This window comes from Afipia sp. GAS231 (genome assembly GCF_900103365.1).
In the GTDB taxonomy this organism is placed as follows: Bacteria; Pseudomonadota; Alphaproteobacteria; order Rhizobiales; family Xanthobacteraceae; genus Bradyrhizobium.
The window spans coordinates 421,943-445,541 of the sequence record NZ_LT629703.1 but is presented as its reverse complement, the minus strand read 5'-3'; the positions used below and the strand labels follow the sequence as shown (position 1 = coordinate 445,541).

25 protein-coding genes, 1 tRNA gene and 1 pseudogene are annotated in these 23,599 nt (G+C 62.8%); 19 read left to right on the top strand and 8 right to left on the bottom strand.

All coding sequences use genetic code 11. The annotated features are described in order from the left end of the window. Positions 1 to 5: 5 nt before the first annotated feature. The 9 genes from nrdR to BLS26_RS36200 all read left to right on the top strand — a co-directional run bounded on the left by nrdR (position 6) and on the right by BLS26_RS36200 (position 7,567). A complete protein-coding gene (gene nrdR, locus BLS26_RS02090) occupies positions 6 to 488 on the top strand; it encodes a transcriptional regulator NrdR (protein WP_092507989.1) in 483 nt (160 codons plus the stop codon). Beyond that, complete coding sequence (gene ribD, locus BLS26_RS02085) at positions 485 to 1,636, top strand: bifunctional diaminohydroxyphosphoribosylaminopyrimidine deaminase/5-amino-6-(5-phosphoribosylamino)uracil reductase RibD (RefSeq protein ID WP_092507987.1); 1,152 nt, start codon at positions 485 to 487, stop codon at positions 1,634 to 1,636. The genes nrdR and ribD overlap by 4 nt, the downstream gene beginning before the upstream one ends. Continuing rightward, complete coding sequence (locus BLS26_RS02080) at positions 1,636 to 2,244, top strand: riboflavin synthase (protein ID WP_092507985.1); 609 nt, start codon at positions 1,636 to 1,638, stop codon at positions 2,242 to 2,244. The genes ribD and BLS26_RS02080 overlap by 1 nt, the downstream gene beginning before the upstream one ends. 90 nt (positions 2,245 to 2,334) lie before the next feature. Next, positions 2,335 to 2,826, top strand: coding sequence for a 6,7-dimethyl-8-ribityllumazine synthase (ribH, locus tag BLS26_RS02075; protein WP_092507983.1), 492 nt, complete (start codon positions 2,335 to 2,337; stop codon positions 2,824 to 2,826). Between the two features lie 2 nt (positions 2,827 to 2,828). Continuing rightward, on the top strand, positions 2,829 to 3,323 hold the full coding sequence (gene nusB / locus BLS26_RS02070; RefSeq protein WP_092517526.1) for a transcription antitermination factor NusB: 495 nt from the start codon (positions 2,829 to 2,831) through the stop codon (positions 3,321 to 3,323). Next, positions 3,316 to 4,311, top strand: a complete 996-nt coding sequence (gene thiL, locus BLS26_RS02065) for a thiamine-phosphate kinase (protein WP_092517524.1) — start codon at positions 3,316 to 3,318, stop codon at positions 4,309 to 4,311. The genes nusB and thiL overlap by 8 nt, the downstream gene beginning before the upstream one ends. Positions 4,312 to 4,532: 221 nt before the next feature. Further along, the gene (locus tag BLS26_RS02060) at positions 4,533 to 4,742 is read left to right on the top strand and encodes a cold-shock protein (RefSeq protein ID WP_092507981.1); all 210 of its coding nucleotides are present in this window, start codon (positions 4,533 to 4,535) and stop codon (positions 4,740 to 4,742) included. A 328-nt stretch (positions 4,743 to 5,070) separates the two neighbouring features. Further along, complete coding sequence (locus tag BLS26_RS02055) at positions 5,071 to 7,191, top strand: sodium-translocating pyrophosphatase (protein ID WP_092507979.1); 2,121 nt, start codon at positions 5,071 to 5,073, stop codon at positions 7,189 to 7,191. Positions 7,192 to 7,411: 220 nt separating this feature from the next. After that, the gene (locus BLS26_RS36200; protein WP_172804527.1) at positions 7,412 to 7,567 is read left to right on the top strand and encodes a hypothetical protein; all 156 of its coding nucleotides are present in this window, start codon (positions 7,412 to 7,414) and stop codon (positions 7,565 to 7,567) included. Positions 7,568 to 7,578: 11 nt separating this feature from the next. Here BLS26_RS36200 and BLS26_RS02050 read toward each other — a convergent pair whose 3' ends face one another. Continuing rightward, positions 7,579 to 8,580 carry a tripartite tricarboxylate transporter substrate binding protein gene (locus BLS26_RS02050; protein WP_092507977.1) on the bottom strand — a complete coding sequence of 334 codons (1,002 nt, stop codon included), beginning with the start codon at positions 8,578 to 8,580 and terminating at the stop codon, positions 7,579 to 7,581. 107 nt (positions 8,581 to 8,687) lie between these two features. After that, complete coding sequence (locus BLS26_RS02045) at positions 8,688 to 9,173, bottom strand: outer membrane protein assembly factor BamE (protein ID WP_172804526.1); 486 nt, start codon at positions 9,171 to 9,173, stop codon at positions 8,688 to 8,690. A 122-nt stretch (positions 9,174 to 9,295) separates the two neighbouring features. Between BLS26_RS02045 and BLS26_RS02040 the strand changes: the two genes are divergently transcribed. The 8 genes and pseudogenes from BLS26_RS02040 to BLS26_RS02005 all read left to right on the top strand — a co-directional run. Next, on the top strand, positions 9,296 to 9,847 hold the full coding sequence (locus BLS26_RS02040; RefSeq protein ID WP_092507973.1) for a ubiquinol-cytochrome C chaperone family protein: 552 nt from the start codon (positions 9,296 to 9,298) through the stop codon (positions 9,845 to 9,847). Next, the gene (locus tag BLS26_RS02035; protein ID WP_092507971.1) at positions 9,844 to 10,446 is read left to right on the top strand and encodes a DUF177 domain-containing protein; all 603 of its coding nucleotides are present in this window, start codon (positions 9,844 to 9,846) and stop codon (positions 10,444 to 10,446) included. Before BLS26_RS02040 ends, BLS26_RS02035 begins: the two co-directional genes overlap by 4 nt. Before the next feature lie 302 nt (positions 10,447 to 10,748). After that, positions 10,749 to 11,810, top strand: a complete 1,062-nt coding sequence (plsX, locus tag BLS26_RS02030; RefSeq protein ID WP_092507969.1) for a phosphate acyltransferase PlsX — start codon at positions 10,749 to 10,751, stop codon at positions 11,808 to 11,810. Continuing rightward, positions 11,807 to 12,796, top strand: a complete 990-nt coding sequence (locus tag BLS26_RS02025) for a beta-ketoacyl-ACP synthase III (RefSeq protein ID WP_092507967.1) — start codon at positions 11,807 to 11,809, stop codon at positions 12,794 to 12,796. The genes plsX and BLS26_RS02025 overlap by 4 nt, the downstream gene beginning before the upstream one ends. A 131-nt stretch (positions 12,797 to 12,927) precedes the next feature. After that, positions 12,928 to 13,260 carry an integration host factor subunit alpha gene (locus tag BLS26_RS02020; protein ID WP_027537187.1) on the top strand — a complete coding sequence of 111 codons (333 nt, stop codon included), beginning with the start codon at positions 12,928 to 12,930 and terminating at the stop codon, positions 13,258 to 13,260. A 40-nt stretch (positions 13,261 to 13,300) separates the two neighbouring features. After that, complete coding sequence (locus BLS26_RS02015) at positions 13,301 to 13,870, top strand: MerR family transcriptional regulator (protein ID WP_092507965.1); 570 nt, start codon at positions 13,301 to 13,303, stop codon at positions 13,868 to 13,870. 90 nt (positions 13,871 to 13,960) lie between these two features. Next, positions 13,961 to 14,038: transfer RNA gene (locus BLS26_RS02010), tRNA-Pro, on the top strand. Between the two features lie 257 nt (positions 14,039 to 14,295). Then, positions 14,296 to 14,574, top strand: a pseudogene (locus BLS26_RS02005) (SOS response-associated peptidase); the annotation flags it as partial. Between the two features lie 157 nt (positions 14,575 to 14,731). Here the strand turns inward: BLS26_RS02005 and BLS26_RS02000 are convergent. The 3 genes from BLS26_RS02000 to BLS26_RS37015 all read right to left on the bottom strand — a co-directional run bounded on the left by BLS26_RS02000 (position 14,732) and on the right by BLS26_RS37015 (position 19,123). Continuing rightward, the gene (locus BLS26_RS02000; RefSeq protein WP_172804525.1) at positions 14,732 to 16,714 is read right to left on the bottom strand and encodes an ice-binding family protein; all 1,983 of its coding nucleotides are present in this window, start codon (positions 16,712 to 16,714) and stop codon (positions 14,732 to 14,734) included. Positions 16,715 to 17,333: 619 nt separating this feature from the next. Beyond that, the gene (locus BLS26_RS01995) at positions 17,334 to 18,095 is read right to left on the bottom strand and encodes a hypothetical protein (RefSeq protein ID WP_092507961.1); all 762 of its coding nucleotides are present in this window, start codon (positions 18,093 to 18,095) and stop codon (positions 17,334 to 17,336) included. Between the two features lie 899 nt (positions 18,096 to 18,994). Continuing rightward, positions 18,995 to 19,123, bottom strand: a complete 129-nt coding sequence (locus tag BLS26_RS37015; protein WP_256379189.1) for a hypothetical protein — start codon at positions 19,121 to 19,123, stop codon at positions 18,995 to 18,997. A 241-nt stretch (positions 19,124 to 19,364) separates the two neighbouring features. Here BLS26_RS37015 and BLS26_RS01980 point away from each other — a divergent pair, with 241 nt between their 5' ends. After that, complete coding sequence (locus tag BLS26_RS01980; protein WP_092507957.1) at positions 19,365 to 20,333, top strand: SDR family oxidoreductase; 969 nt, start codon at positions 19,365 to 19,367, stop codon at positions 20,331 to 20,333. Between the two features lie 19 nt (positions 20,334 to 20,352). On the opposite strand, the gene BLS26_RS01975 is transcribed toward BLS26_RS01980, so the two are convergent. After that, positions 20,353 to 20,817, bottom strand: a complete 465-nt coding sequence (locus BLS26_RS01975; RefSeq protein ID WP_092517522.1) for a GcrA family cell cycle regulator — start codon at positions 20,815 to 20,817, stop codon at positions 20,353 to 20,355. A gap of 47 nt (positions 20,818 to 20,864) precedes the next feature. Then, positions 20,865 to 21,065 carry a hypothetical protein gene (locus BLS26_RS01970; RefSeq protein WP_027537191.1) on the bottom strand — a complete coding sequence of 67 codons (201 nt, stop codon included), beginning with the start codon at positions 21,063 to 21,065 and terminating at the stop codon, positions 20,865 to 20,867. Positions 21,066 to 21,339: 274 nt separating this feature from the next. Between BLS26_RS01970 and BLS26_RS01965 the strand changes: the two genes are divergently transcribed. Next, positions 21,340 to 21,687 (top strand): GrlR family regulatory protein, encoded by a 348-nt coding sequence (locus tag BLS26_RS01965; RefSeq protein WP_244541815.1) that lies wholly within the window; start codon positions 21,340 to 21,342, stop codon positions 21,685 to 21,687. Positions 21,688 to 21,746: 59 nt separating this feature from the next. Here the strand turns inward: BLS26_RS01965 and BLS26_RS01960 are convergent, their stop codons facing one another. Next, on the bottom strand, positions 21,747 to 23,573 hold the full coding sequence (locus tag BLS26_RS01960; protein ID WP_092507953.1) for an AMP-binding protein: 1,827 nt from the start codon (positions 23,571 to 23,573) through the stop codon (positions 21,747 to 21,749). Positions 23,574 to 23,599 lie beyond the last annotated feature (26 nt).

Genomic DNA, 23,599 nt, shown 5'->3' with positions numbered 1-23,599 from the left:
CTGGAATGCGCTGTCCGAGTTGCAACAGTCTCGATACCCAGGTGAAGGACTCGCGTCCGACCGAGGATTCGGCTGTGATCCGGCGGCGGCGGGTGTGCATCACCTGCAATTTCCGCTTCACCACCTTCGAGCGTGTGCAGTTGCGCGATCTCACCGTGATCAAGCGCAACGGCCGCAGGGTGCCGTTCGACCGCGACAAGCTGGTCCGCTCGCTGCAGATCAGCCTGCGCAAGCGGCCGGTCGACTCCGAGCGGGTCGAGAAGATGGTTTCCGCGATCGTGCGCGAACTCGAGAGCGGCGGCGAGGCGGAAGTGTCATCGGAGGCCATTGGCGAGATCGTGATGGAGCATCTGCGCGGGCTCGACGACGTCGCCTATGTCCGCTTCGCCTCGGTCTATCGCAATTTTCGCGAGGCCAAGGACTTTGAAGCCGTGCTGGGCGAACTCTCCGCCGAAGACGACGCGCGGGTCGCCACGTTGCGCAAATGATCTTCCGCATTCTGGAAGACCAGTACGCGCAGAAATCCAAGGAAGCGAAAGCCGCGGACCAGCGCTTCATGCAGCTGGCGCTGGCGCTCGGCCGGCGCGGGCAGGGCCGCACTTGGCCCAATCCGGCCGTCGGCGCCGTCGTGGTCAAGGATGGCGTCATCGTCGGTCGCGGCTGGACCCAACCCGGCGGCCGCCCGCATGCCGAGCCCGAAGCCTTGAAGCGCGCCGGTGAGGCCGCGCGCGGCGCCACGCTCTATGTAACGCTGGAGCCCTGTTCGCATTTCGGCAAATCGCCGCCCTGCGTCGACGCGGTGATCGCGTCGGGCATCGCGCGCGTGGTGTCGGCGATCGAGGATCCGAATCCGGAAGTCGCCGGACAGGGCCATGCCAAATTGCGCGCCGCCGGCATCGTGGTCGATGTCGGTCTCGGTGCGGCCGAAGCCGCGCGCGATCATGCCGGGCACTTCAGGCGCATCCGCGACAAGCGCCCGCATGTGATTCTTAAACTTGCGGTCTCCGCCGACGACAAGATTGCCGCGGCCGGCCACAAGCCGGTGGCGATCACCGGCGAGACGGCCAGGACCCGCGTGCATCTGCTGCGGGCGCAATGCGATGCGATCCTGGTCGGCATCGGTACCGTGCGGGCCGACGATCCCAAGCTGAACTGCCGTCTGCCGGGCATGGAGGCGCGCTCGCCGGTACGGGTGGTGCTCGATCGCGCCTTGCGGATCCCGGGCACCAGCAAGCTCGTTCATTCCGCGCGCCAGACGCCGCTATGGGTGATGGCGTCAAAGCTCGCCGAAGCCCCGGCCGCCGCCAAACTCGGCGCGGCGGGGGCCCAGGTGATCCACGTCGCCGCCACGGCCAACCCGCGCGGGCTCGATCTGGCAGCCGTGCTGCATACGCTGTCGGAGAAGGGCATTTCGCGGCTGATGGTCGAGGGCGGTGCGCGGGTGGCGTCGTCGTTCGTCGCCGCTGATCTCGTTGACGAAATCTGGCTGCTGCGCGGGCCCGAAAGTATCGGCGCGGGCGGTATTCCCGCGCTGGACGCATTGCCGCTGTCGGCCATTACCGGGTCGCCCGCGTTCAAGACACGTGCTAGCGAAACGCTGCAAAACGACACTCTCACGATTTACGAGCGCGCTTAATGTTCACCGGAATTGTCACCGATATCGGCGAGATCGTCGCCTTGACGCCGACGGCGCAGGGGCAGTTACACCGCATGCGGATCGCCTGCGTCTACGATCAGAAAACGATTGCCGACGGCGCATCCATCGCCTGCAACGGCGTCTGCCTCACGGTGGTCGGCTCCGGCGTTGACGGCGGCAAAACCTGGTTCGAGGTCGATGCCGCCGCCGAGACGCTCGGCATGACCACGGCCAAACATTGGGCCAAAGGTACAAAACTCAATCTCGAGCGGGCGCTGAAGATCGGCGACGAACTCGGCGGCCACATCGTGGCCGGCCATGCCGACGGGATCGCCACCATCGTCAAGCGCGACGATCTGCCTGATATGGCGCGGTTCGAACTGAAGACCACGCGGGAACTCGCGCGCTTCATCGCCACCAAGGGTTCGATCACGCTGGATGGCGTGTCGCTCACCGTGAATACGGTCGAGGACGTCGTGTTTTCGGTGCTTATCATCCCGCATACGCTCAGCGTCACCACATTGGGCAGCTGGCGTGCCGGCAGCGAGGTCAATATCGAGGTCGACCTGATGGCACGCTACGCGGCGCGGCTGTCGGAAATGAAGTGACAGGGTGTCATACGGCGCTTAAAACGCCCGCTTAATCCTCATGGACGCTCCTCAATATGAGGGCGCAGAGACGAGAGACGAAAGAACGTAATGGCAGACGCACGGCGCGCACCGCTGAAGGACCAGACCGACATCAAAGGCGCGCGCGCCCTGATCGTCGAGGCGCGATTCTATGACGATATTCAGGATGCGTTGCTGGAAGGCGCCGTCGCCGAGCTGAAGGCGGCCGGCGTCACCCACGACGTCATCACCGTTCCCGGGTCGCTGGAGATTCCAGCCGCGATCGCGATCGCAATCGACGCGGCCGAGAAGAACGGCAAACCTTATGACGCGGCGATCGCGCTCGGCTGTGTGGTGCGGGGCGATACCATCCATTTCGAGATCGTCTCGATGGAATCCTCGCGCGCGCTGATGGACCTTTCGGTGGCGAGAAAATTCCCGCTCGGCAACGGCATCATTACCGTCAACACCGAGGCCCAGGCCTGGGCGCGGGCGCGCGCCAGCGAACTCAACAAGGGCGGCGACGCCGCGCGTGCGGCGCTGGCGATGCTGCGGATCAAGCGACGGCTGGCAAAGGCCTGATGATGGCAGACAACAAGAAGCCGGCCAAAGGTCCCGACAAGAAAGCCAACCGCCGTGGCGCGGCGCGGCTCGCTGCCGTGCAGGCGCTGTACCAGATGGACATCGGCGGCACCGGCATTGACGACATCTTCGCCGAGTTCGAAAGCCACTGGCTCGGCAATGAGGTCGAGGGCGACACGTATCTGCCAGCGGAAGCCGCGTTCTTCCGCGACGTCGTGGCCGGCGTGGTGCGCGACCAGGGCAAGCTCGATCCTCTGATCGACGACGCCTTGTCGAAGGGCTGGCCGTTGAAGCGGATCGATGCGATTCTGCGCGCGGTGCTGCGGGCGGGCTCTTACGAACTGGAGCACCGCAAGGACGTGCCCGGCCGCGTCGTCGTGTCCGAATATGTCGACGTCGCGCACGCCTTTGTCGAACCCGAAGAGACCGGCATGATCAACGCGGTGCTCGACCAGATCGCGCGGCAATTCCGCGCCGACGAGTTTGCGCGTGGCTAGGGCTACGCCCGCGTCCGGCGAGGATTCGCTGATCGCGCGCTATTTCAGGCCGCTTGCGACCGACCCCGGCGCGTTCCAGCTCGATGACGACGCCGCGGCGCTGCAGGCCAATGGCTGTGACATCGTGGTAACGACCGACGCCATCGTCGAAGGCGTGCATTTTCTATCAGACGATCCGCCCGATACCATCGCGCGCAAGGCGCTGCGGGTGAACCTCAGCGATCTCGCGGCCAAGGGCGCGACGCCCGCCGGTTTCGTCCTCACGCTGGCGCTGCGCAGCGCCGATGAAGCCTGGTTGCAGCCATTTGCCACCGCGCTCGGCGAGGACGCCGCGCAGTTCGGTTGTCCGCTGTTCGGCGGCGACACGGTTTCGACGCCGGGGCCGCTGATGATTTCGGTGACGGCGTTCGGTCGCGTGCCGGTGGGTAAAATGGTTCACCGCAGCGGGGCCAGGCCCGGCGAGCGCGTGATGGTGACGGGCACCATCGGTGATGCCGCATTGGGACTGGCTGTGCTTAGGGGTGGCAAGGTTCATGCGGCCACGGGCGATGCGGCTGCGCGCGAAGCGTTGGTCGGGCGCTATCGCGTGCCACAGCCGCGGGTGGCACTCGCCGAAATCGTCCGCGAACATGCCAGCGCCGCGATGGACGTTTCCGATGGTCTCGCTGGTGATCTCGCCAAGCTGTGTCGCGTGTCCGGTGTTTCTGCAGCGATCGATCTCGCCTCGATCCCGTTGTCCGATGCCGCGCGGGATCTGGTATCGCGCGGCGTCGTCGGGGTGGAAGCGCTGATCGCCGGTGGCGACGATTACGAGATCCTGTGCACGGTCCCCGAGGATCGCGTTGAGGCGTTTGCTGCTGCCGCGGAAAGCGTCGGCGTCGCGACGAGTTCGATCGGGACGGTGGTTGGGGGAACTTCGGCGCCGAAATTCATCGACCAACAGGGCAGGGAACTCACACTGGAACGGCTGTCCTACAGCCATTTTTGACGCTTTCTGCGGTAACCACCCTGGCGCGTACGAGCCCATTATCTTCCCGCAGCCATTGCAATTTTCGTGGAAACCTATAGTAAGCGGGCATTCGATTGCCGTCGTGCCTTTTTGAACGCGCCTGTTAGGGCATCTTCCAGAGACATCGTCGTGAGATTGGATTTTGAATCCGTGCGATCGCCGCGCGGAATAAAAAGCCTATGTGCTTTGGAGAAGAGAAAATGGCTACGGGAACTGTGAAGTGGTTCAACGGTCAAAAGGGTTTCGGTTTCATTGAGCCGAGCGATGGCAGCAAGGATGTGTTCGTTCACATCTCCGCCGTCGAGCGCGCCGGTCTCGGCGGTCTGGCCGAAGGCCAGAAGGTTCAGTACGAACTGAAGACCGACACCATGCGGGGCAAGGTCAGCGCGGAAAACCTGTCGCTCGCCTAAGGCCAATAAGCGGTCGTTTCACGGATGTACTGAAACGGCTAGTGAGCCCGCCTGTCCCGAAAGGGGTTAGGCGGGTTTTTGCGTTTTGCGGCTACAGAAGCGCTTGGGCCTCAGCCAAGGCGGCCATTTGCCGGGATTTTACCCCTGATTCCTTTCGAAAATCGACGTTTTTTGCCGCTCCCGGCGTTGCGCCGGGGAGACGATTTTGGCATGGTCCCGCCAAATTTGAGGCCGCCCTTTTGGGCAGGGTTGGCCTCCTTTTTATGCGCCTGCCGCGTCCTGCGGAGAAGGCGTGGGGGTCGTTCAAAAAAATCTGAGGCAAACGTCAATGACAGCATTATGGGTGATTGTGCTCTGCGGAGCGCTTTCGATCGTTTACGCCATCTGGGCGACGGCTTCCGTGTTGAAAGCGGACGCCGGCAATCCGCGCATGCAGGAGATCGCAGCTGCGGTCGCCGAAGGCGCGCAGGCCTATCTCAAGCGCCAGTACATGACGATCGGCATGGTCGGTATCGTGATCTTCGCGCTGCTCGCCTACTTCCTCGGCATGCTCGTCGCGATCGGCTTCCTGATCGGCGCGATCCTGTCGGGCGCGGCCGGCTTCATCGGCATGAACGTCTCGGTTCGCGCCAACGTGCGCACCGCGCAGGCCGCGACGATCTCGCTGGCCGGCGGCCTTGAGCTCGCCTTCAAGGCGGGTGCGATCACCGGCATGCTGGTGGCCGGTCTGGCGCTGCTCGGCGTCACCATCTATTTCGCCTACCTGACCCAGTTCCTGGGCCTTGCTGCCAACAGCCGCACCGTCATCGATGCGATGGTCGCGCTTGGCTTTGGCGCCTCGTTGATCTCGATCTTCGCCCGTCTCGGCGGCGGTATCTTCACCAAGGGCGCTGACGTCGGCGGCGATCTCGTCGGCAAGGTCGAAGCCGGCATTCCCGAGGACGATCCGCGCAACCCGGCCACGATCGCCGACAACGTCGGTGACAACGTCGGCGATTGCGCCGGCATGGCCGCCGACCTGTTCGAGACCTATGCGGTGACCGCGGTTGCCACCATGGTGCTCGCCGCGATCTTCTTCGCGACCTCGCCGCTGCTGGTGAACATGATGACGCTGCCGCTCGCCATTGGCGGTGCCTGCATCATCACCTCGATCATCGGCACCTTCTTCGTCAAGCTCGGCGCCAGCCAGTCCATCATGGGCGCGCTGTACAAGGGCCTGATCGCGACCGGCATCCTGTCGCTGCTGGCCGTTGGCGGTGTCATCAACTGGCTGATCGGTTTCGGTCCGCTGGCGGGCGTGAAATACACCGGCATGGCGCTGTTCGAATGCGGCATCGTCGGTCTCGTCGTCACCGGTCTGATCATCTGGATCACCGAATACTACACCGGCACCGACTATCGTCCGGTGAAGTCGATCGCGGCGTCATCGGTCACCGGCCACGGCACCAACGTGATCCAGGGTCTGGCGATCTCGATGGAATCGACCGCCGGTCCGGCGCTCGTCATCATCGCCGGCATCCTCGTCACCTACAGCCTTGCCGGCCTGTTCGGCATCGCGATTGCGACCACGACGATGCTGGCGCTGGCCGGCATGATCGTGGCGCTCGACGCCTTCGGTCCGGTTACGGACAACGCCGGCGGCATTGCCGAAATGGCCGGTCTGCCGAAGGAAGTGCGTAAAGCCACCGACGCGCTCGACGCGGTCGGCAACACCACCAAGGCGGTCACCAAGGGTTACGCGATCGGCTCGGCCGGTCTCGGCGCACTGGTGCTGTTCGCGGCCTACAATGAAGATCTCAAGTTCTTCATCGCCAACGCCACCAAGTACCCGTACTTCCAGGGTGTGCTGCCCGACTTCTCGCTGAATAACCCTTACGTCGTTGTCGGCCTGCTGTTCGGCGGCCTGCTGCCGTACCTGTTCGGCGCGATGGGCATGACCGCGGTCGGCCGTGCGGCCGGCGCGATCGTTGAGGAAGTGCGGCGTCAGTTCCGTGAGAAGCCAGGCATCATGCAGGGTACGGACAAGCCCGATTACGGCCGGGCCGTCGACCTGCTGACCAAGGCGGCGATCAAGGAAATGATCATTCCGTCGCTGCTGCCGGTGCTGTCGCCGATCTTCGTCTACTTCGTGATCTTCGGAATCGCGGGCGGTGGTGCTGCCGGCAAGTCGGCGGCGTTCTCGTCCGTCGGCGCCATGCTGCTCGGCGTGATCGTGACCGGCCTGTTCGTCGCGATCTCGATGACCTCGGGCGGCGGTGCCTGGGACAACGCCAAGAAGTACATCGAGGACGGTCACTACGGCGGCAAGGGCTCCGATGCCCACAAGGCCGCTGTGACCGGCGACACCGTCGGCGATCCCTACAAGGATACGGCGGGCCCCGCCGTCAACCCGATGATCAAGATCACCAACATCGTGGCCTTGCTGCTGCTGGCGATCCTGGCGCACTAAGCTTCGAACAGTCGATCGAAATGAAAACCCCGCGGTGCAAACCGCGGGGTTTTTCTTTCCTTCGTAGGGTGGGTTAGGCGACTTGTCCGCCGTAGCTCGAAGAGCGAAGGCGGAAGCCGTAACCCACCATCACAACTAGCGGCGGATTACGCTATCGCTAATCCGCCCTACAAATCAGCACACGCAGCGAACCCGACACTGACAACACGGAGACCAACCGATGTCGCTCTCATCCGCCCGCAACTATGCGCTCCGCGCCGCCAAGTCGCAGGACCAGAAGGAAGCCGCCGAATTGCTGTCGAAGGCGATCCTGGAACTGGCGCTGGCGATCGAAGCCACCGACGCCAAGGTCAAGAAGATCAACAAGGGCGGCTAGCGAGCGCCACCTCAGTTCACGTCCATCTGCAAGCCTTCGCGCTTGATGATCTCGGCGAATTTTGTCGTCTCCGCCTGGATGAAATCGGCATATTGCTGCGGTGTGCCCCAGTCGGGGCGTGCGCCCATCGCGGCGATGGTCTTCTTGACGTCCTCGCGCTCCAGCATCGTCTTGATTTCCCTGTTGAGGGCATCGACGATCGGCGCCGGCGTGGCTTTCGGCACCAACACGCCGAACCATGACGAGACATCGAATTTCGCAAGTTCCGGCGCGCTCTCGCGCATGGTCGGAATATCAGGCGCCACGGCGCTGCGCTCGGGCGTGGTCACGCAGAGCGCGTTGAGCTTGCCTTCCTGCGTCTGCGGCAGCGACGGGTAGAGATTGTCGAACAGGATCTGGATGTCGCCGGCAAGCGCTGCCTGCAGCGCCGGGCCTGCGCCGCGGAACGGCACATGCACCATCTTCAGGCCGGTCAGTTGCAGGAACCAGGCGCCAGTCAGGTGAGGGCTCTGACCCACGCCTGAGGAGGCGTAGTTCAGCTTGTCGGGGTTGGCCTTGATATAGGCGATCAGTTCGGCGATCGACTTGATGCCGGTCGAGGGATGCGCCGACACGATATTCGGGGTCCGGATCAGGTTGGAAACCGCGTGCAACTGGTCCGCCTTGTAGTTCAGGTTGCGGAAAATGCTGTAGGCGATGGCGTTGGGGCCGGGATTGCCGATCAGGATGGTGTGGCCGTCGCCCTTTTGCCGGATCACCTCGACCGTGCCGATGGTCCCGCCGCCCCCGGAGCGGTTTTCCACCACCGCGGACTGGCCCCAGGCGCTCTGCAGGTGCGCCGCCAGCAGCCGTCCCATCACGTCGGTGGTGCCGCCGGCCGCGGCCGGCACGATGACGCGGACGGTCTCGGTCGGCCGCCAATCTGCAAGGCTCGCGCGCGGCAGAAGCGCCGCGGTCGAAATCGCCGTGGCCCCGGTCAAGACGCTGCGGCGAGAAAAGGCTTTGCTGAACACAAGTTCGCTCCCTGCTGGATCGTCATTTTGCAGGGAGCGTAGGGACCTCGCACGGAAGGGGCAAGCGGACGACTTGGCGCAGGTCCGCCGTGCGGCGACAAATGCGCCTAGTTGAAGCTGAGCAGCTTGAACAGCGGCGTCAGGTAGCTGAGCTCCTGGCCGGAGGTCGGCGTGGTGCGGCTGATGAAGTCGAAAATCTTGCCGTCCTGCAGCCCGTAATTGGCGAGCCGCTGCACCTGGCGATTCTTGTCGAAATAGATCGCGATCACCCGCTGGTCGACGACCCGCTGGTTCATGAAGGCGACTTTGCGCTCGGAGCGTTGCGAGATGTAATAGAACACTTCGCCGTTCAGGGTGGCGACGGTGGAGGGCGTTCCCATCACGATCAGCACCTGATCCTGGCTGGCGCCGATCGGAATCTGCTCGAGCGCGCCGGGGGGCAGGATGTAGCCCTTCTGGAACTGTTCGCCGGTGCAGGCGCCGAGCGCTGCGCACATCAAGGCGATGGCGGCAACCGCGCGGAAACCGCGCCAGCGCGCGGTCAGGCGGCGCGGCGAGGGCGCGCATCGGCTTCTGTGGCTCGTCTCGGTCATGTCAGGAACTTGCCCGTCCTCTTGCATCGCGCGAGGCGTTGACGTACCGGGCAGCACGCAGGATTGCAACATGCGCGGGCTCCCAGCAAGGATACCTTGGGGACCCGCATCCGGAACCCACAATGCTTTGGCCGTTCAATCACTTCAGGAAACCCCGCTCGCCCCAGCGCGGCACCATTGAAGCCATCTATGGCATGATCGTGACGCAGGCGCGAGAACCGTCGTTTTATCGGGCCATGGGGGTGCCGGATACGGTTAATGGCCGTTTTGACCTGCTGCTGTTGCATTTGTGGCTGGTTCTGCGGCGGTTGAAGTCGGCTGACGGTGGCGGCGCCCTGTCGCAGGCCCTGTTCGACCATTTTTGCAACGATATGGACGATAATCTGCGCGAAATGGGGGTCGGCGACCTCACCGTACCAAAGAAGATGCAGGCCTTCGGGGAGGCCTTTTACGGCCGGACCGCAGCCTATGATCTCGCATTGGCCGGGGGCCGTGAGGCGCTGGCGCAGGCGCTGTGTAAGAATATCCTGAACGGCGAACACATCGAAAAGGCCGGCCGGCTCGCCGCCTATGCCGAGGCGGCCATCGCCGGCCTGGACGGTCTCGACGATACGGCGCTGTTGAGCGGTTCGGCGAAGTTTCCTGTGCCTGACAATGTGGACCTGACGCAATGAGCAAGAGTGGCATCACAGAGAAGCCCGACCCGCTGAAGCCGGATCCTTGGCGCGTCCCCGTGGCGACCGCGCAAATCCCGGACACGGGACTGCATCGCGACCTTCAGGCCGCCGAAGCCGTCCGCCATGCGATCGCTGATGTCGGCGACTTGCGCGAGGTGCTTTCGGCGCAGGCCTCGTTCGATGTGACGCCAAAGAGCGGCGGCCGCTACCAGGTCACGGGCCGTGTGCGGGCGCGGATCGGGCAGAACTGCGTGGTGACGCTTGAGCCGATGGAAAGCGACATCGACGAGGTGGTCGATGTGACCTTCGCGCCGCCGGACCAGATCCCTGAAATGGCCGCGCTGATCGATGAGGCCGAGCATAGCGACGGGGACACGCCGGACCCGCTGGAGGCAATCGAGAACGGGGTCATCGATCTCGGCAGGGTTGCTACCGACGCGCTGTATCTGGCGGTGAATCCCTATCCGCGCAAACCCGACGCGGTTTTCGAACCGGTGGTTGAGGCCGCCGATCCCGAGGATCACCCGTTTGCAGCCTTGAAGGCGCTCAAGGTCGAGCCGAAAAAACCCGGCAAAAAGCAGCCCAAAGACAAGTGACGGGCCGTTTAAGGGGACGGTCGGGGCACATTCCGGTTGAGGTGGTTGCCTTGTTTGACGAGGAATATAACGCAAGCTATTGAGTTATATTGACTTAAACCTCGGTTCCGAATCCGGGGCGCACTGGTTCCGTTTGCCAAAAGACGGTGGTCAAGAGGTTGTGTCGGGATGGGGAAACGCTATTGTCGCGGCCCGGCGGAGGCGCTGTGTAGCGCCTTGCCGAGCACCGCTCTGGCGGTGCCTTTTCCAGTGCGCGGCCGGGCTCGACGAGGGCCGCAAGAGATCAGGTTTCCGGGACGTTCATGCCTCAAAAGGTTCGAATCGCGCTTGACGCCATGGGTGGCGATGTCGGCGCATCGGTCGTCATTCCCGGCGCCGCGATCTCGTTGAAGCGGCATCCCGATGCCGAATTTCTGCTTTATGGCGATAGCGCGCTGATCGAAGCGCAGCTCGCGAACTATCCGGCGCTCAAGGCAGCCTCGCGCGTGACCCATACCGACGTGACCGTCGCCATGCACGACAAGCCGAGCCAGGCGTTGCGGCGGGGCCGCAAGAACTCGTCGATGTGGCTTGCGATCGACGCCGTGAAGAAAGGCGAAGCCCATGTCGCGGTTTCCGCTGGCAATACCGGCGCGCTGATGGCGATGGCGCGCTTCCACCTGCACACGATGCCGGGGATCGATCGTCCGGCCATTGCCGGCGTGTGGCCGACGGCACGCGGCGATTCGGTCGTGCTTGATCTCGGCGCCAGCATCGGCGGCGACCATCATCACCTGGTGGCGCTGGCGGTGATGGGCAGCGCCATGGCGAGCGTGCTGTTCGGCAAGCCCCGCCCTACCGTCGGGCTGCTCAATATCGGGGTCGAGGAAGTCAAAGGCGGCGAAGAGATTCGTAAAGCGGCGGAACAGTTGCGCGCGATGAATCTGCCCGAGCTCGACTATATCGGTTTCGTCGAGGGCGACGGCATCGGCGGAGGCGCGGCGGACGTGATCGTTTCGGAAGGTTTCAGCGGCAACATTGCGCTGAAGGCCGCCGAAGGGACCGCACGTCAGATGGCGGATTTCCTGCGCCAGGCCATGTCGGCCAGCCTGATGTCCCGGATCGGCTATCTGTTCGCCCGCAAGGCCTTCAAGGCGCTGCGCGACAAGCTCGATCCCAACAAGTCCAATGGCGGCGTGCTGCTCGGCCTCAAGGGCGTCGTGGTCAAGAGCCATGGCGGAATCAACGCCGAAGGCTTTGCCTACGCCGTCGATGTTGGCTATGAGATGGTCCGCTGCGATCTCCTCACCAAGATCAATCAGATGCTCAATCGCGACGGCAGTGTGCTGGCTCAGGCGCAGACCGCGCAGGAGGCTATCTCGTGATTTCCAAACGTTCGGTCGTGCTGGGTTGCGGCTCTTACCTGCCGCAGAAAGTGCTGACCAATGCCGAACTGGCAGCCCGCATCGATACCTCCGATGAGTGGATCGTACAGCGCACCGGCATCAAGCAGCGCCACATCGCCGCCGAGGGCGAGTTCACCTCGCATCTGGCGATCAACGCGGCGCGTGCGGCGCTCGAACATGCCGGGATCGATGCCCAGGCGATCGACCTGATCGTGCTGGCGACCTCGACGCCGGACAACACCTTCCCGGCCACCGCCGTCGCAGTGCAGCACGGGCTCGGCATCAACCACGGCGCGGCCTTCGACCTGCAGGCGGTCTGCTCCGGTTTCGTGTTTGCGCTCGCCACCGCCGACAACTTCCTGCGCTGCGGCGCCTACAAGCGCGCGCTGGTGATCGGCGCCGAAACATTTTCGCGCATCCTCGATTGGAGCGATCGCGGCACCTGCGTGCTGTTCGGCGACGGTGCCGGAGCTGTCGTGCTCGAGGCTCAAGATTTGGCTGAAGGCCAGCCCGGCCAGACTTCCGACCGCGGCATATTGACCACGCATCTGCGCTCCGACGGCCGCCACAAGGCCAAGCTGTTCGTCGATGGCGGTCCTTCCTCGACCCAGACCGTGGGTTATCTTCGGATGGAAGGCCGCGAGGTGTTCAAGCACGCGGTCGGCATGATCACCGACGTGATCGTGGACGCCTTTCAAGCCACCGGCGTCACCGCCGACGACATCGACTGGTTCGTGCCGCATCAGGCCAACAAGCGAATCATCGATGCTTCAGCGCACAAGCTTCATATTGCGCCGCAGAAAGTGGTGCTGACGGTCGACCTGCATGGCAACACGTCAGCGGCCTCGATCCCGCTGGCGCTGTCGGTCGCCGTGAAGGACGGACGCGTCAAGAAAGGCGATCTGGTGCTGTTCGAAGCGATGGGCGGCGGCTTCACCTGGGGTTCCGCGCTCGTCCGCTGGTGAGTCCGGCGTAAAATATCGATCAAATTTGTTTCGTGTTTTCATGCGTGTGCATGATGGTCGCTGTTGACCATTGCGTGCTAACCTCATAATTTCAGTATATAAATTGTTCGCCGAGAGTGCGGGGCAAGGCGATGACCACCGGGACAGGAAAAACAGTTACGCGCGTCGATCTGTGCGAGGCGGTCTACCAGAAGGTGGGCTTGTCGCGAACGGAATCGTCTGCGTTCGTCGAACTCGTTTTGAAAGAGATCACCGATTGCCTCGAAAAAGGCGAGACGGTGAAGCTGTCGTCGTTCGGTTCCTTCATGGTGCGCAAGAAGGGTCAGCGTATCGGACGTAACCCGAAGACCGGCACGGAAGTGCCGATCTCGCCACGTCGCGTCATGGTGTTCAAGCCGTCGGCGATATTGAAGCAGCGGATCAACGGCCATGCGGTTGCCAATGGCGACGGCAAGGACGACTAGAACTTATCCCTCGAACTCATGAGCTGAGAGGAGCGAGCATTTGGACAAGGCGCCGGATGCGTTCCGTACCATCAGCGAGGTCGCTGACGAGCTCGACATTCCCCAGCATGTGCTGCGGTTTTGGGAGACGCGGTTCGCCCAGATCAAACCGATGAAGCGCAGCGGCGGCCGGCGTTATTACCGGCCCGACGACGTCGACCTGCTCAAGGGCATCCGCCGCCTGCTCTACGGCGAGGGCTATACGATCCGCGGCGTGCAGCGGATCCTGAAAGAGCACGGCATCAAATCGGTGCAGGGCCTCGCCGACCAGACCTCCGCCGTTTCGTTCGGCGCGGTCGAGGAGGCGATCGGCCTCAGCCTGCAGGAACCCGACGAAAACGAGATCCCGCTCGTCGATACCGATGACGACGACTACGAGACCGAAGAATCCAAAGAGATCGATTATCGCTTCGCCGATACCGACGAGGACGGCATTCTGGTGCCGTCGTTCGTCAAGAGCAGGCCGGCCCCAGGGCCGGTCGAGGGCGCCGACCGCGAGCGCCTCGAACGCGTGCTGCAGGATCTGCTGGCCTGCCGGCAATTGCTGGATAACGCGCTGAAGGACGGTTGAGCGGAGGGGCGGAACTGGCCTGCCGTAGGGCCGAAAGAGGCCGTTCGCGCGCCTTGCGCCGGGGCCTGATCGCAGCTAATGGAACGGCATCGGAGCGTGGCGCAGCCCGGTTAGCGCACTAGTCTGGGAGACTAGGGGTCGGAGGTTCAAATCCTCTCGCTCCGACCAATAAAAGCCCCGGTAATACGGGGCTTTTTGCATTCTTGGCACTCGGGCTTGGGGTGCGAAATCAGAACGATTTTGGGAAAATGCCGGGTGATGCCGGCTAATAGTCCCCGCCAAAGTCCCTCCATTTCCAAGCAGTTCACCCTCCCAGGCAGCGCACCGGCGCCTGTCATGTGGGATCGCGGCGAGCGTCTGCCGTCGCAACAGGTGATCCGAATACTCGACCGAGCGACCATACGCCGATCCCGAGAAGGCAGCGCTCCGGTATCTGGACCGAGTTCAAGGGCGACCGGAGCACCAAGTCCAAGCCGATCCCAGGCCCGCATCTGGTCTATGGATTCCTTACGACGGTCCCGAACGCTGTCGTTGAGCCGATCCACCTCAATGCGACGCCGGTGATCCTCACGACAGAAGAAGAGCGCGACGTTTGGATGCGCGCGCCGTGGGACGAAGCGAAGGCTCTACAGCGGCCGTTGCCAGACGATGCGCTCAAGATTGTCTCGCGCGGGCCGGACAAGGAAGATCGTGTCGCCGCGTGACTCGCTCTTTTTATCGACAGTGTGTTTAAAGCGCGAACCTATAAATTTGGAGCGGTCAGCCGACATCCGCTCTAGCACGAGTAACTGACGTGGGTCGGACATCGCGGCATGTCCGAAAAGTGCCCCAGCAACGGACTCATGCTCCGTAGAGATTGATTCACCAAGTATAACGCAGCCGGCCCATACCGGAGTATTTCGTTGAGTTCTCGGCGAATTCACCGTCGAACCGCGCGCCGACCGAAAACCCGTTCCTGAACCCGATCTCCACGCCAACCGACGCAAGTGCCAAATCGGTGGCCGGCGCTGCACCGGTCACGACGAAGATTGATCCAGGCAGCGCCTGGAACCCGGCGGTGATGTTCGGCGAGGACCATTCGTCGTGAGCCCAGGCGGCACGGCCACGCAGGGACAGTGTGGTGCCGTAGTCAACCGGAATGCTCCAGTCGAGCCAGGAGCCAAGCTCCGTGCGGGTGGTGGTGATCGTCCTGGCGTTGTAGGAAAGTGCGAAAACCGACGCGCCGGAGAGCGCGGTTTCGCTGTAGGACGGCGTTCGGAAGCTCTGCACCTGCACGGCTGCGTAGGGAGTGAGCCCGGACTGACCCTGCCAACCCATACTCGGAATGGCGAAGCGATATCCGCCTTCGAGCCGGCCACCAATGTCATTAGCGGCGAAATCGGCGGCGAGATGGTCGGTACCCGCCACGGTCACGAACCGGTCGGTGTTAAACTGATGAAAGCCGTAGGCGATTGCGGCAGAGACATAGGCTGCATCGACACGCGTCGAGCTGTAGATGGCCGCCTGAAACATGTCGCTGCGTCCGCTGCCTAGACCTTCCGACAAGCCATAGCGGGTACCCCCGCCCGAAAGCGCGAAGCCGGCCACCGTGTAGGGCGTGACCCGATAGTCGAGGCCGGTGGCGAAGCCGACGTTGCTCACCGACCTGTCGTGGCTTCCAACCCCCAACGCGTCACCGTTTGCATTGGTTTGCCCACCATAGGCCGCAGCCCAAATGCCCCAAGGGCGCGGATCTGGGTTCCACGCGGCAGCGCGCGGGACAGCCTTGACGTATATCGGAGATACGGGGCGGTCCGGGGCGAATGGGCGGTTTTCGGCGAACGGATTGGTCACCAGCGACAGGAATGAGTTCATCGCCTGGGTTCCTGCCTGCGCCGGGCCGGTACCGGCTTCTCCCGAAAGCTGCGTGAATGCGCTTTGCAGTTGGCTGGGTGACAGGAATGAGAGCAGGCTGGCGAATGCCGACGGCAGCGCGCCGCCGTTTCTGACAAAGGTGTCAATGGAATTTGCGACCGCGCGTTGATTACCCGTGGCGGAGAACGGCAACACGCTCGAAGCCGAGGCCGCAACAGTCTGGCATATTGTGATGGTGTTGTTATCCAACGCGACCTGACCGTTTCGTGCCAAAGCAGCACCGCAGACGATGCTAGCATTGGTATTCAGCGTGATGCTCGTTAGCGCGAGGATGTCTCCTACGAACGATGTGGTCGTGCCGAGTGTCGCGGACGCGCCAACCTGAAAAAACACATTGCCGCCTTGAGCGCCGTTGATCAAATTAATCCGCGAATTGCTGGCGGTGGTCAGCCCGCTTGCGATTTTGATGATGAAGACTGAATTAGGGTTGCCTTGCCCATCAAGCGTGAGGGTCCCGGTCAACTGAGCCGACGAAGTATAACCGTACACGCCCGCTACAAGCGTTTTGCCTCCCAGGTCCTGACCTGTCAGGTTTGCTGTGACAGGCCTGCCTGCCAGATTAAGGTAGGCGATCGTGTTATCCGATTGAGCCTGCAGTGCGACTGCATCGCCCGCATGTATCGTGCCGCCCACCACAATTCCGGGGGGGAAACCGGTGACTGCGCTGCCCGGCGAGACGCCGACATTTCCAGTGATCACGGTCGGGGTAATTGTGTTGGTGACCGTTGTACCAGCCAGGACCCCGAAGCTCCCCGCTGTCCCAAGGGGCGGCGCCTGCGCATGGCTAGGAGAAGTTAGGGCTGTTGCTCCCATCAGGCCCAGCACCGCCGCAGCGCCCCGAACTCCGGCCCGCTTTTGCGACGATGTCCGCACCCACGCGGGGGCGAACGAAAACCTGCTCGTATGACCGTTGCCACCTGGATCGGCCACGGCACGGTCAGACTCGGTGCATCGCGAATGCGACCTTAATAGACGGAGCATCGTCATCGGTGCCTCACTCAAACGGCTTGTCACTCACCAACCGGGTGCTCAGAGGCAGAGTAGTCAAAGGGGTGGAAGCCCACGCATAAAAACGTCTGTTCCAATTGAGGAACAAAAAAAATGTTGCGGGTCAGATACAGAAATGCACATCAGACCACTTATAATCGTCAGGGTAGCGCTTGCCGCCGATCACGGCGACGAGGAGGCGATGGTTTCGTCGTGGTCATCGGCCCTATTAAATGCCGGTCGCTGAGCAATATTGCTTCTGCGACCCCGGAACTCGAAAGCGCAAGCTAGTTCCTTCACCGTCCGTAACAGGCATCCATCGGTGACAGAGAGTGCCGCACACTCCCGCGTTTTCTCGGGACCAGCTTAACGCCGGGTCGCTTTCCGGGTCGCCACCGGTCTTGCCGCGCACCGTCATCCGTTCCTTGAGCAGTTTCCGCGCGCGCTCCTCGACCGCGTGGCGACATCGGTCTTCAGCACCTTGCCGTAGATGTCGGATGTCGTCGCGTGGCGCAACAAGAAAGCCCGGCTCACGCCGGGCTTTCGTTGATCGGCGCCTGCCCTATGCCATCAGTACAACAGAGTTATGCACAGCCGCAATCTGCTCGTGATGCTCGAATGTTTGCAGCGTAATCTCATAGTGCTGGCCGGAAGCAAGGCGCGTCGCAAGCGAACCAAAATCGTCGAACGCATGGAACGCCAAATTCACCGAGTTTTCCGCCTGCGAACCCATGACGCCGGGAGTCGCCGGGTGATTAAAGTCATCCCCACCAAAAACGTGGCTCGGATTTTGCTCGCTGATCCAGAGATGGCTGCTGCCCTTCGCCAGATCGAACGTCTCGGTGTGCGTGCCGTTGGCAATCGTTAGCTTGAAGTTGAACTGATCCAAGGTGTGATTGCCACCACCGAGCGCCGTGTCCGCGCTGAAATCAAAATTCCAGTTTGCCCTTTCGTGTCCCGGCGTCGCGATCTGGAGCCCCGCAGCTTCCGTATACGTCGGGTTTCCGTGGCTATCGAAGGTCGGCGTCTCGTCAACGACGCCCCCGCGCTGATGAACTTTCAGCGCCACCTCGACGTGCTCCTTCGCGTTGTCCGCGATGTTGTAGCCGGTCGCGAAATTCCCGTTTCCGAAATACATCTGACCGGGATGCGCCGGATCAATGGCGTTGGCGTCAACCGTGCCGAACCGATGCACGAAATGATCGTCATTGCCATCTTCACGTCCCCGGTGTTCGCCCCGGTCATCGCCCCGGTCGTCACCGACGTTCGAGCTGTAATCGCGCTCGTTGCCATCGTCATCGATGAAGCCCCTATATTTTGCCATGCAACCATTCCTTCCTGTAAGGCAACTCAATTGCGGCCTGTCCCTCAACCAGTGAGAGCGGGTCGGAGACTACGCAACCGTCAATCAGGTCGGCAAGCCCTGCTTACCCCCGAAGCGCAACTTTATTTTCTGGGACGCCGTCAAGGCCGGCAACCACGTCCGCGCGCTCTCGACCTGCACCAGAAGCTGCTGACGCTGGGGAAGGCCGTCGTCTCGGACAACCTGCCGGCCTGCACGCGCTACGCACAGTCGCCGCAGGGCTTGCCGAAAACCTTGTCGCGCGGCCGATGCCGGAAGCCTCACCACGCAGCAGGCTGCGATCAGGATGGAGCTCGAAGGGCTGGGTCTGTCGAGTGGAAAGCAGGTGCAAGCGGAGGAATAGGTCGTGCGCCGGATGCTGGACACATGACTGCGGCCCCGTCACGCCCGGTTCTCAGTGGCGTGAAGCGCCGAGGGAGTCTGCGGACTCTGGCGCTTGCTCTCGACCCCCGATTGCGGCCAATTTGCTGCTGGGGGAAATATTCAAATGCGAAAATTGGGGCTCGGAGTCCGGTGCGCTGTTATGAGCGCAGCGGCGGTCAACCTATCCGCTTGCGACGTAACCACCGGCAACTCATTCGCGTCACCTTCGGGAGTTGTAGTCAACAGGGAAAAATGTAGCCAATCATCGGACGCCTGCTTTCAGAAGGCGGCGGCAACGTGCGGCGGCCCGTACCAGGTGATCGAAAGCGAAAGTCATCCGGGTCGGCTATTGGAGGACGCGATGCCTGGTCCCGTCACCTGGTACTCCATGACATACCAGTGCGGCCCGTCAGACGGCAAAATGCCAACGTTCGCGTTCAAGGGCGGTCCTACGGTCAACGCAAACATCAACATTCGCCAGCAATAGCCGACGAGGCCTAGATTCCGAGAACCCAGATGCCGAGGATGACGCCGAGTACTGCCAGTCCGCTGATGGTCCAGCCGGCGGCATAGGCCGGGCCGGCGGTCTCGGGTTGATCGACCATCGAGTCATGCCAGTGGGTCATTCCAACCTCCTGGAAAAAGTGCTCTGTCAGTTAGGTCTCTGTCGCGACGATTAGGTTCAAACAACGGCGTGCGATGAAAGTTCCCGGGTTCGGGGCCAATCCCTGTTCAATCCTTGGCCGCGTTGAACTCCCTGAGGATCGATCGTAGATTGCCGAGGTTCCCGCTCCGGGAATGGGGCCGCGGGACGCTTGCGCCGCTCGCGGCTCCCCAAAAATCTCAAGAAAATTGTCAGGAAACTCCATGAAGGATTTTGCCGGAAAATTCGCGGTGATCACCGGAGGCGGCACGGGCATGGGCCGGGAGCTGGCGCGCCAGCTTGTCGCCGAGGGCTGCAACGTCGCGATGTGCGACGTCTCCATGGAGGCGATGGCCGAGACCAAGCGGCTGTGCGAGGAGGAAAAGCTGCCGCAGGGGCTGCGCGTCACCACCCATGTCGCCGATGTCTCGATCGAAGCCCATCTCCAGCGGTTTCGTGACGAACTGATCGAGCAGCAGGCAACCGACAAGATCCATCTGCTGTTCAACAATGCCGGCATCGGCGGCGGCGGCAGCCTGTTCACCAACACCCGCGAGCAGTGGGAACGCACCTTCAACATCTGCTGGGGCGGGGTCTATCTCGGCGTCCGCACCTTTCTGCCGCTGATGCTGAAGGCTGACGAGGGCCACATCGTCAACACCTCAAGCGTCAACGGCTTCTGGGCCTCCGTCGGCCCCGGCGTGTCGCACACCGCCTACGCCTCCGCGAAATTCGCGGTGAAGGGATTTACCGAAGCGCTGATGAACGATCTCAGGCTCAACGCCCCGCATATCAAGTGCTCGGTGGTGATGCCCGGCCATATCGGAACCTCGATCGTTGCCAATTCGCGCAAGATCATTGCCGGCACCGAGTCCGATCAATTGAGCCCGAACGAGATCCAGGCGGCACGCCTGCGGATCAAGGGCATGGGCGTCGACACATCAGCGATGTCGGACGATGACATCCAGAAGATCGCGCTGGATCGCGCCCGCAGTTTCCGCGACGAGGCGCCGACCACGGCGGCGGCCGCGGCCAAGATCATCCTCGACGGCGTCAAGGCCGGGCGATGGCGTATCCTGGTCGGCGACGACGCCCACAGGCTCGACGAGCGCGTGCGTCAGACGCCGGAGAAGGCTTATACGCCGGAGTTTTATCAGAGCTTTGCTGAGGAAGTGGGCTGGCGGCTGGGCTAAAGTACCAGCCGCACGCGCGCTACCCCCGCGCGACGCGTTGGCGTGAGCCGGGACGGTAGGCGAGGCGGGTGTGCCCTGGGCAATAGGGTGCCCCCTCGAGCGGCGTGTTGCCGCAGAAGCAGAAATCGTCGGCGCCGGGCGTGCTGATAGGCCAGCGGCAGCGTTGCTCGGAGAGTTCGAACAACGAGCAGCGATGCTCGCTGACAACAGGGGCGGCGAGGACGGGTTCGCCGTTCTCCCAGACCCTTCGCAGCATCTGAAACTGCAGCCGCGGAACCGATTTGCCGGCGCGCTCCTTCTTGGCCGGGCGCGGTTCGGTGATGAACTCGCCGCGCGTCAGGCCGAGACGGGAGAGTTTGCCGATCACGGCGTTGCGGCTGACGCCGATATGGACCGCGATCTCGCGGCAGGAGAGGCCGGCTTCAAAATGGCTTTTCAGGAGTTCGACGCGTTCGGTGGTCCAGGTAGGTCCAATGGCAAACATGTTGGCGGTTCCAAATTGCGTTGAACCGCCGCTTTCCAATGCTCCCGTCAGGAAGGCCTGCCGTTGTCGCGGATCGCAAGCAGCCCGTCCTTGATGGCGAGCCGAATGCCTTCCTCGATCAGGGTCTTCGCGACGCCGGGAACGCTGGTACCGTGGGTGCCCTGTCTCACCAGTTTTTCGAGATAGGTGATGGTCGAGAGCGCCAAGGTGACTGGAACGCGGTCGGTTTCGGCTTTTTCCGTAGCCATAGGGAACGCTAACTTTTAATCGGTGTACTGAAAAGTATCTATTTAGACTCTATTAAGTTATGGCCGGGCGAGTCAATCGGCAAGTCATTTTCTTTCTATCGCATTGGAAAAACATAATTAATCCAATGGGAGATCGAATGGCGCCGGCGTGGGCCGGGCAGGCGCCTGCAGGGCAGGCCCATGCGGCACGCGGCGAAACGCTGCAGCCAAGGCTCTATTTCCCGATTGCCTCGCGTCGTTTGCAATGACGATGATGCCTCGGGGAAGGCGCGCGATGACGGTTACGAACGGTCTCTATTCAATTCAGATCGACATGAGGGACGGCGGGCATGGCCATGCCTCCGGCATTCTTGTCTTGATCGACGGCAAGATCGCCGGCGGCGACTCGCATTTTTATTACACCGGCACCTACACCGCCGATCGCGGCAAGTGGCGCGGCGAACTGACCACCAACGAGCACACCAAATCCGTTGGCGTGCGGCCGCTGTTTGGCGGACGCGAAGTCACCTGCGGCTTTAGCGGTGGTTACACCGGTGACGGCGCCGAAGTGGAAGGAACTGCGCTGGTCGGCAAGACCAGCGTGTCATTTCACGCCAAGCTCGCGCTGCATTCGGCGCTATGAGAACGAACTTTTTGACGCGTTTTCTTTACGCGAACCGGTCTCCACTTCGCTTGAAAACGCTATGCCTCCAGCTCGATCTTGACCGGAAACTTTTGCAGCAGCCGTTGCGCGGCGACCGCCTTGTCCGGTGGCGCCTTGATGCGCAGGAACAGCCCGCGCGAGGGATCGGTGATCGCCTCGACACTGACGTCTTTCCCAAGGCCTTCCGCCGCCAGCAGTTCACGGGCGGCTTCGCCGGCTGCGATCTCGCGCAGTTTCGGCTTGAAGATCTTGCCGATCGGGGTGACCGGCATTTCCGCAATCACCGACACCGCGCGTGGCCGCGCCGGCGGCTCCAGAATCTTCTCCAGCACGAAGGCGGAAAGCGCCTGCGGATCGACGTGGACACCGGGCTGCGTCGAGACGAACAGCATCGGCACCTCGCCGGCATAGGCATCTGGCCGTCCAACGGCGGCGGCAAGCGCGACGCCGGGGAATCCGAGGGCGGCGTCCTCGATCGCGCGCGGATCGATATTGTGTCCGCCGCGGATGATGACGTCCTTGGCGCGACCCATGATGTAGACGAAGCCGTCGGCGTCGATCCGGCAGATGTCGCCGGTGCGCAGCCAGCCCTGATGAAAGGCGTCTTCGGTCTGCTTGCTGTCGACGTAACCCGGAAACACCTGCGGTCCCCGCGTCAGCAGTTCACCGACCGGCGAGGGCCACGGTCCGGTATGCATCTGGTTGCCGGCGAGGATCGCGAGTTCGACCAGCGGGTTTTTGGTGCCGACGCTTTCCGGCCGCGGTTTTAAGCCGGCGAAGTCGTGTGTGATGGCGCCGGACAACTCGGTCATGCCGTAGACCTGCTGCACGCAGGGGCCGCCCCAGGTCGCCAGATAGCGCCGCTCGATTTCCGGCGGGCAGATCGAGGCGCCGGTCGGCGTCACGCGCAGGCTCGAAATGTCGCAATCGCCCACCGGAATATCGGCCAGCGCGCCGAGCGTGGTCGGCACGTTGCCGGCATGGGTCAGGCGATATTTCTCGATGATGCGCCAGAAGTTGGTGACCAGTGCCGGATCGCGCGCGCCGGCCGGGCCGGGAATGACGATGGTGGTACCGGCCGACAGGGCGGCACCGGCGCCGACAAACAGACCACCGACATGGAACAGCGGCAGCGAAATCATGCCACGGTCACCCTTGCGATAGTCCAGCGCCATCCGCGACGAAACCGAAGAGGCGACCATCGCCCGGTTGGTCAGGCGCGCGACCTTGGGATGCCCGGTGGTGCCGCCGGTCGGCAGCATCACGGCCACCCGATCGGCCTCCGACGTATCGGTGGATTGACCGTAATCGTTGCGCCAGGCCGGATCGGGCTTCAGCACCTCGCCGTCGAACGCGATCGTACCGTCGAGCGGGGCGATCACGATCCGCTTCAGCGAAGGGACGTCGCGTTGCAGGCCCTCGATCTTCTCATAGAGCCCGCCCGGCATGCCCGGTGGCGGCGCCAGCAGCAGCTTGGCCTTGACGGCATTGAGCTGGGCGATGATCGCCTCGCGCGTGAACAACAGATTGAGCGGCTCGGCGATGCCGCAAGCCGCCGCACCCCAGATCGCGGCAATCGCCGCGGGACAAATCGGCAGCAGGATCGCAACCGCGTCCTCCTTGCCGATGCCTTGCGCGCGGAAGAACGTCTCGGCCGCCTTGATACAGCCCATCAGGTGATCGTTGGAGACGACGACAGGGCTGGGATCGAGCGGACTGCGCAGATAGACCACGGCGTCCGCATCGGGATCGGCGAGCGCTCCGCGCGCCACCAGATCGAGAATACGCGGGCAGGTCGCAAGCTGCTCCCGCATCTCCTTCTCGCGCGCCGCCTCGTCGGCCGGCGACAGCCTGTCCTTGAGCATATTTCTTCCCCGGATTTTTTGTTCGT

Bases quoted from the DNA above. Each gene is read 5' to 3' on its own strand.
- BLS26_RS02035 (WP_092507971.1), top strand. From the start codon at position 9,844: ATGAGCAAGAGTGGCATCACAGAGAAGCCCGACCCGCTGAAGCCGGAT.
- BLS26_RS02045 (WP_172804526.1), bottom strand. From the start codon at position 9,173: ATGACCGAGACGAGCCACAGAAGCCGATGCGCGCCCTCGCCGCGCCGC.
- BLS26_RS02060 (WP_092507981.1), top strand. From the start codon at position 4,533: ATGGCTACGGGAACTGTGAAGTGGTTCAACGGTCAAAAGGGTTTCGGT.
- BLS26_RS02080 (WP_092507985.1), top strand. From the start codon at position 1,636: ATGTTCACCGGAATTGTCACCGATATCGGCGAGATCGTCGCCTTGACG.
- ribD (WP_092507987.1), top strand. From the start codon at position 485: ATGATCTTCCGCATTCTGGAAGACCAGTACGCGCAGAAATCCAAGGAA.
- nrdR (WP_092507989.1), top strand. From the start codon at position 6: ATGCGCTGTCCGAGTTGCAACAGTCTCGATACCCAGGTGAAGGACTCG.
- BLS26_RS02020 (WP_027537187.1), top strand. From the start codon at position 12,928: ATGACCACCGGGACAGGAAAAACAGTTACGCGCGTCGATCTGTGCGAG.
- plsX (WP_092507969.1), top strand. From the start codon at position 10,749: ATGCCTCAAAAGGTTCGAATCGCGCTTGACGCCATGGGTGGCGATGTC.
- BLS26_RS01965 (WP_244541815.1), top strand. From the start codon at position 21,340: ATGACGGTTACGAACGGTCTCTATTCAATTCAGATCGACATGAGGGAC.
- ribH (WP_092507983.1), top strand. From the start codon at position 2,335: ATGGCAGACGCACGGCGCGCACCGCTGAAGGACCAGACCGACATCAAA.
- BLS26_RS02055 (WP_092507979.1), top strand. From the start codon at position 5,071: ATGACAGCATTATGGGTGATTGTGCTCTGCGGAGCGCTTTCGATCGTT.
- BLS26_RS01960 (WP_092507953.1), bottom strand. From the start codon at position 23,573: ATGCTCAAGGACAGGCTGTCGCCGGCCGACGAGGCGGCGCGCGAGAAG.
- BLS26_RS01975 (WP_092517522.1), bottom strand. From the start codon at position 20,817: ATGTTTGCCATTGGACCTACCTGGACCACCGAACGCGTCGAACTCCTG.
- nusB (WP_092517526.1), top strand. From the start codon at position 2,829: ATGGCAGACAACAAGAAGCCGGCCAAAGGTCCCGACAAGAAAGCCAAC.
- BLS26_RS02040 (WP_092507973.1), top strand. From the start codon at position 9,296: ATGCTTTGGCCGTTCAATCACTTCAGGAAACCCCGCTCGCCCCAGCGC.
- BLS26_RS01970 (WP_027537191.1), bottom strand. From the start codon at position 21,065: ATGGCTACGGAAAAAGCCGAAACCGACCGCGTTCCAGTCACCTTGGCG.
- BLS26_RS36200 (WP_172804527.1), top strand. From the start codon at position 7,412: ATGTCGCTCTCATCCGCCCGCAACTATGCGCTCCGCGCCGCCAAGTCG.
- BLS26_RS37015 (WP_256379189.1), bottom strand. From the start codon at position 19,123: ATGACCCACTGGCATGACTCGATGGTCGATCAACCCGAGACCGCCGGC.
- BLS26_RS01995 (WP_092507961.1), bottom strand. From the start codon at position 18,095: ATGGCAAAATATAGGGGCTTCATCGATGACGATGGCAACGAGCGCGAT.
- BLS26_RS01980 (WP_092507957.1), top strand. From the start codon at position 19,365: ATGAAGGATTTTGCCGGAAAATTCGCGGTGATCACCGGAGGCGGCACG.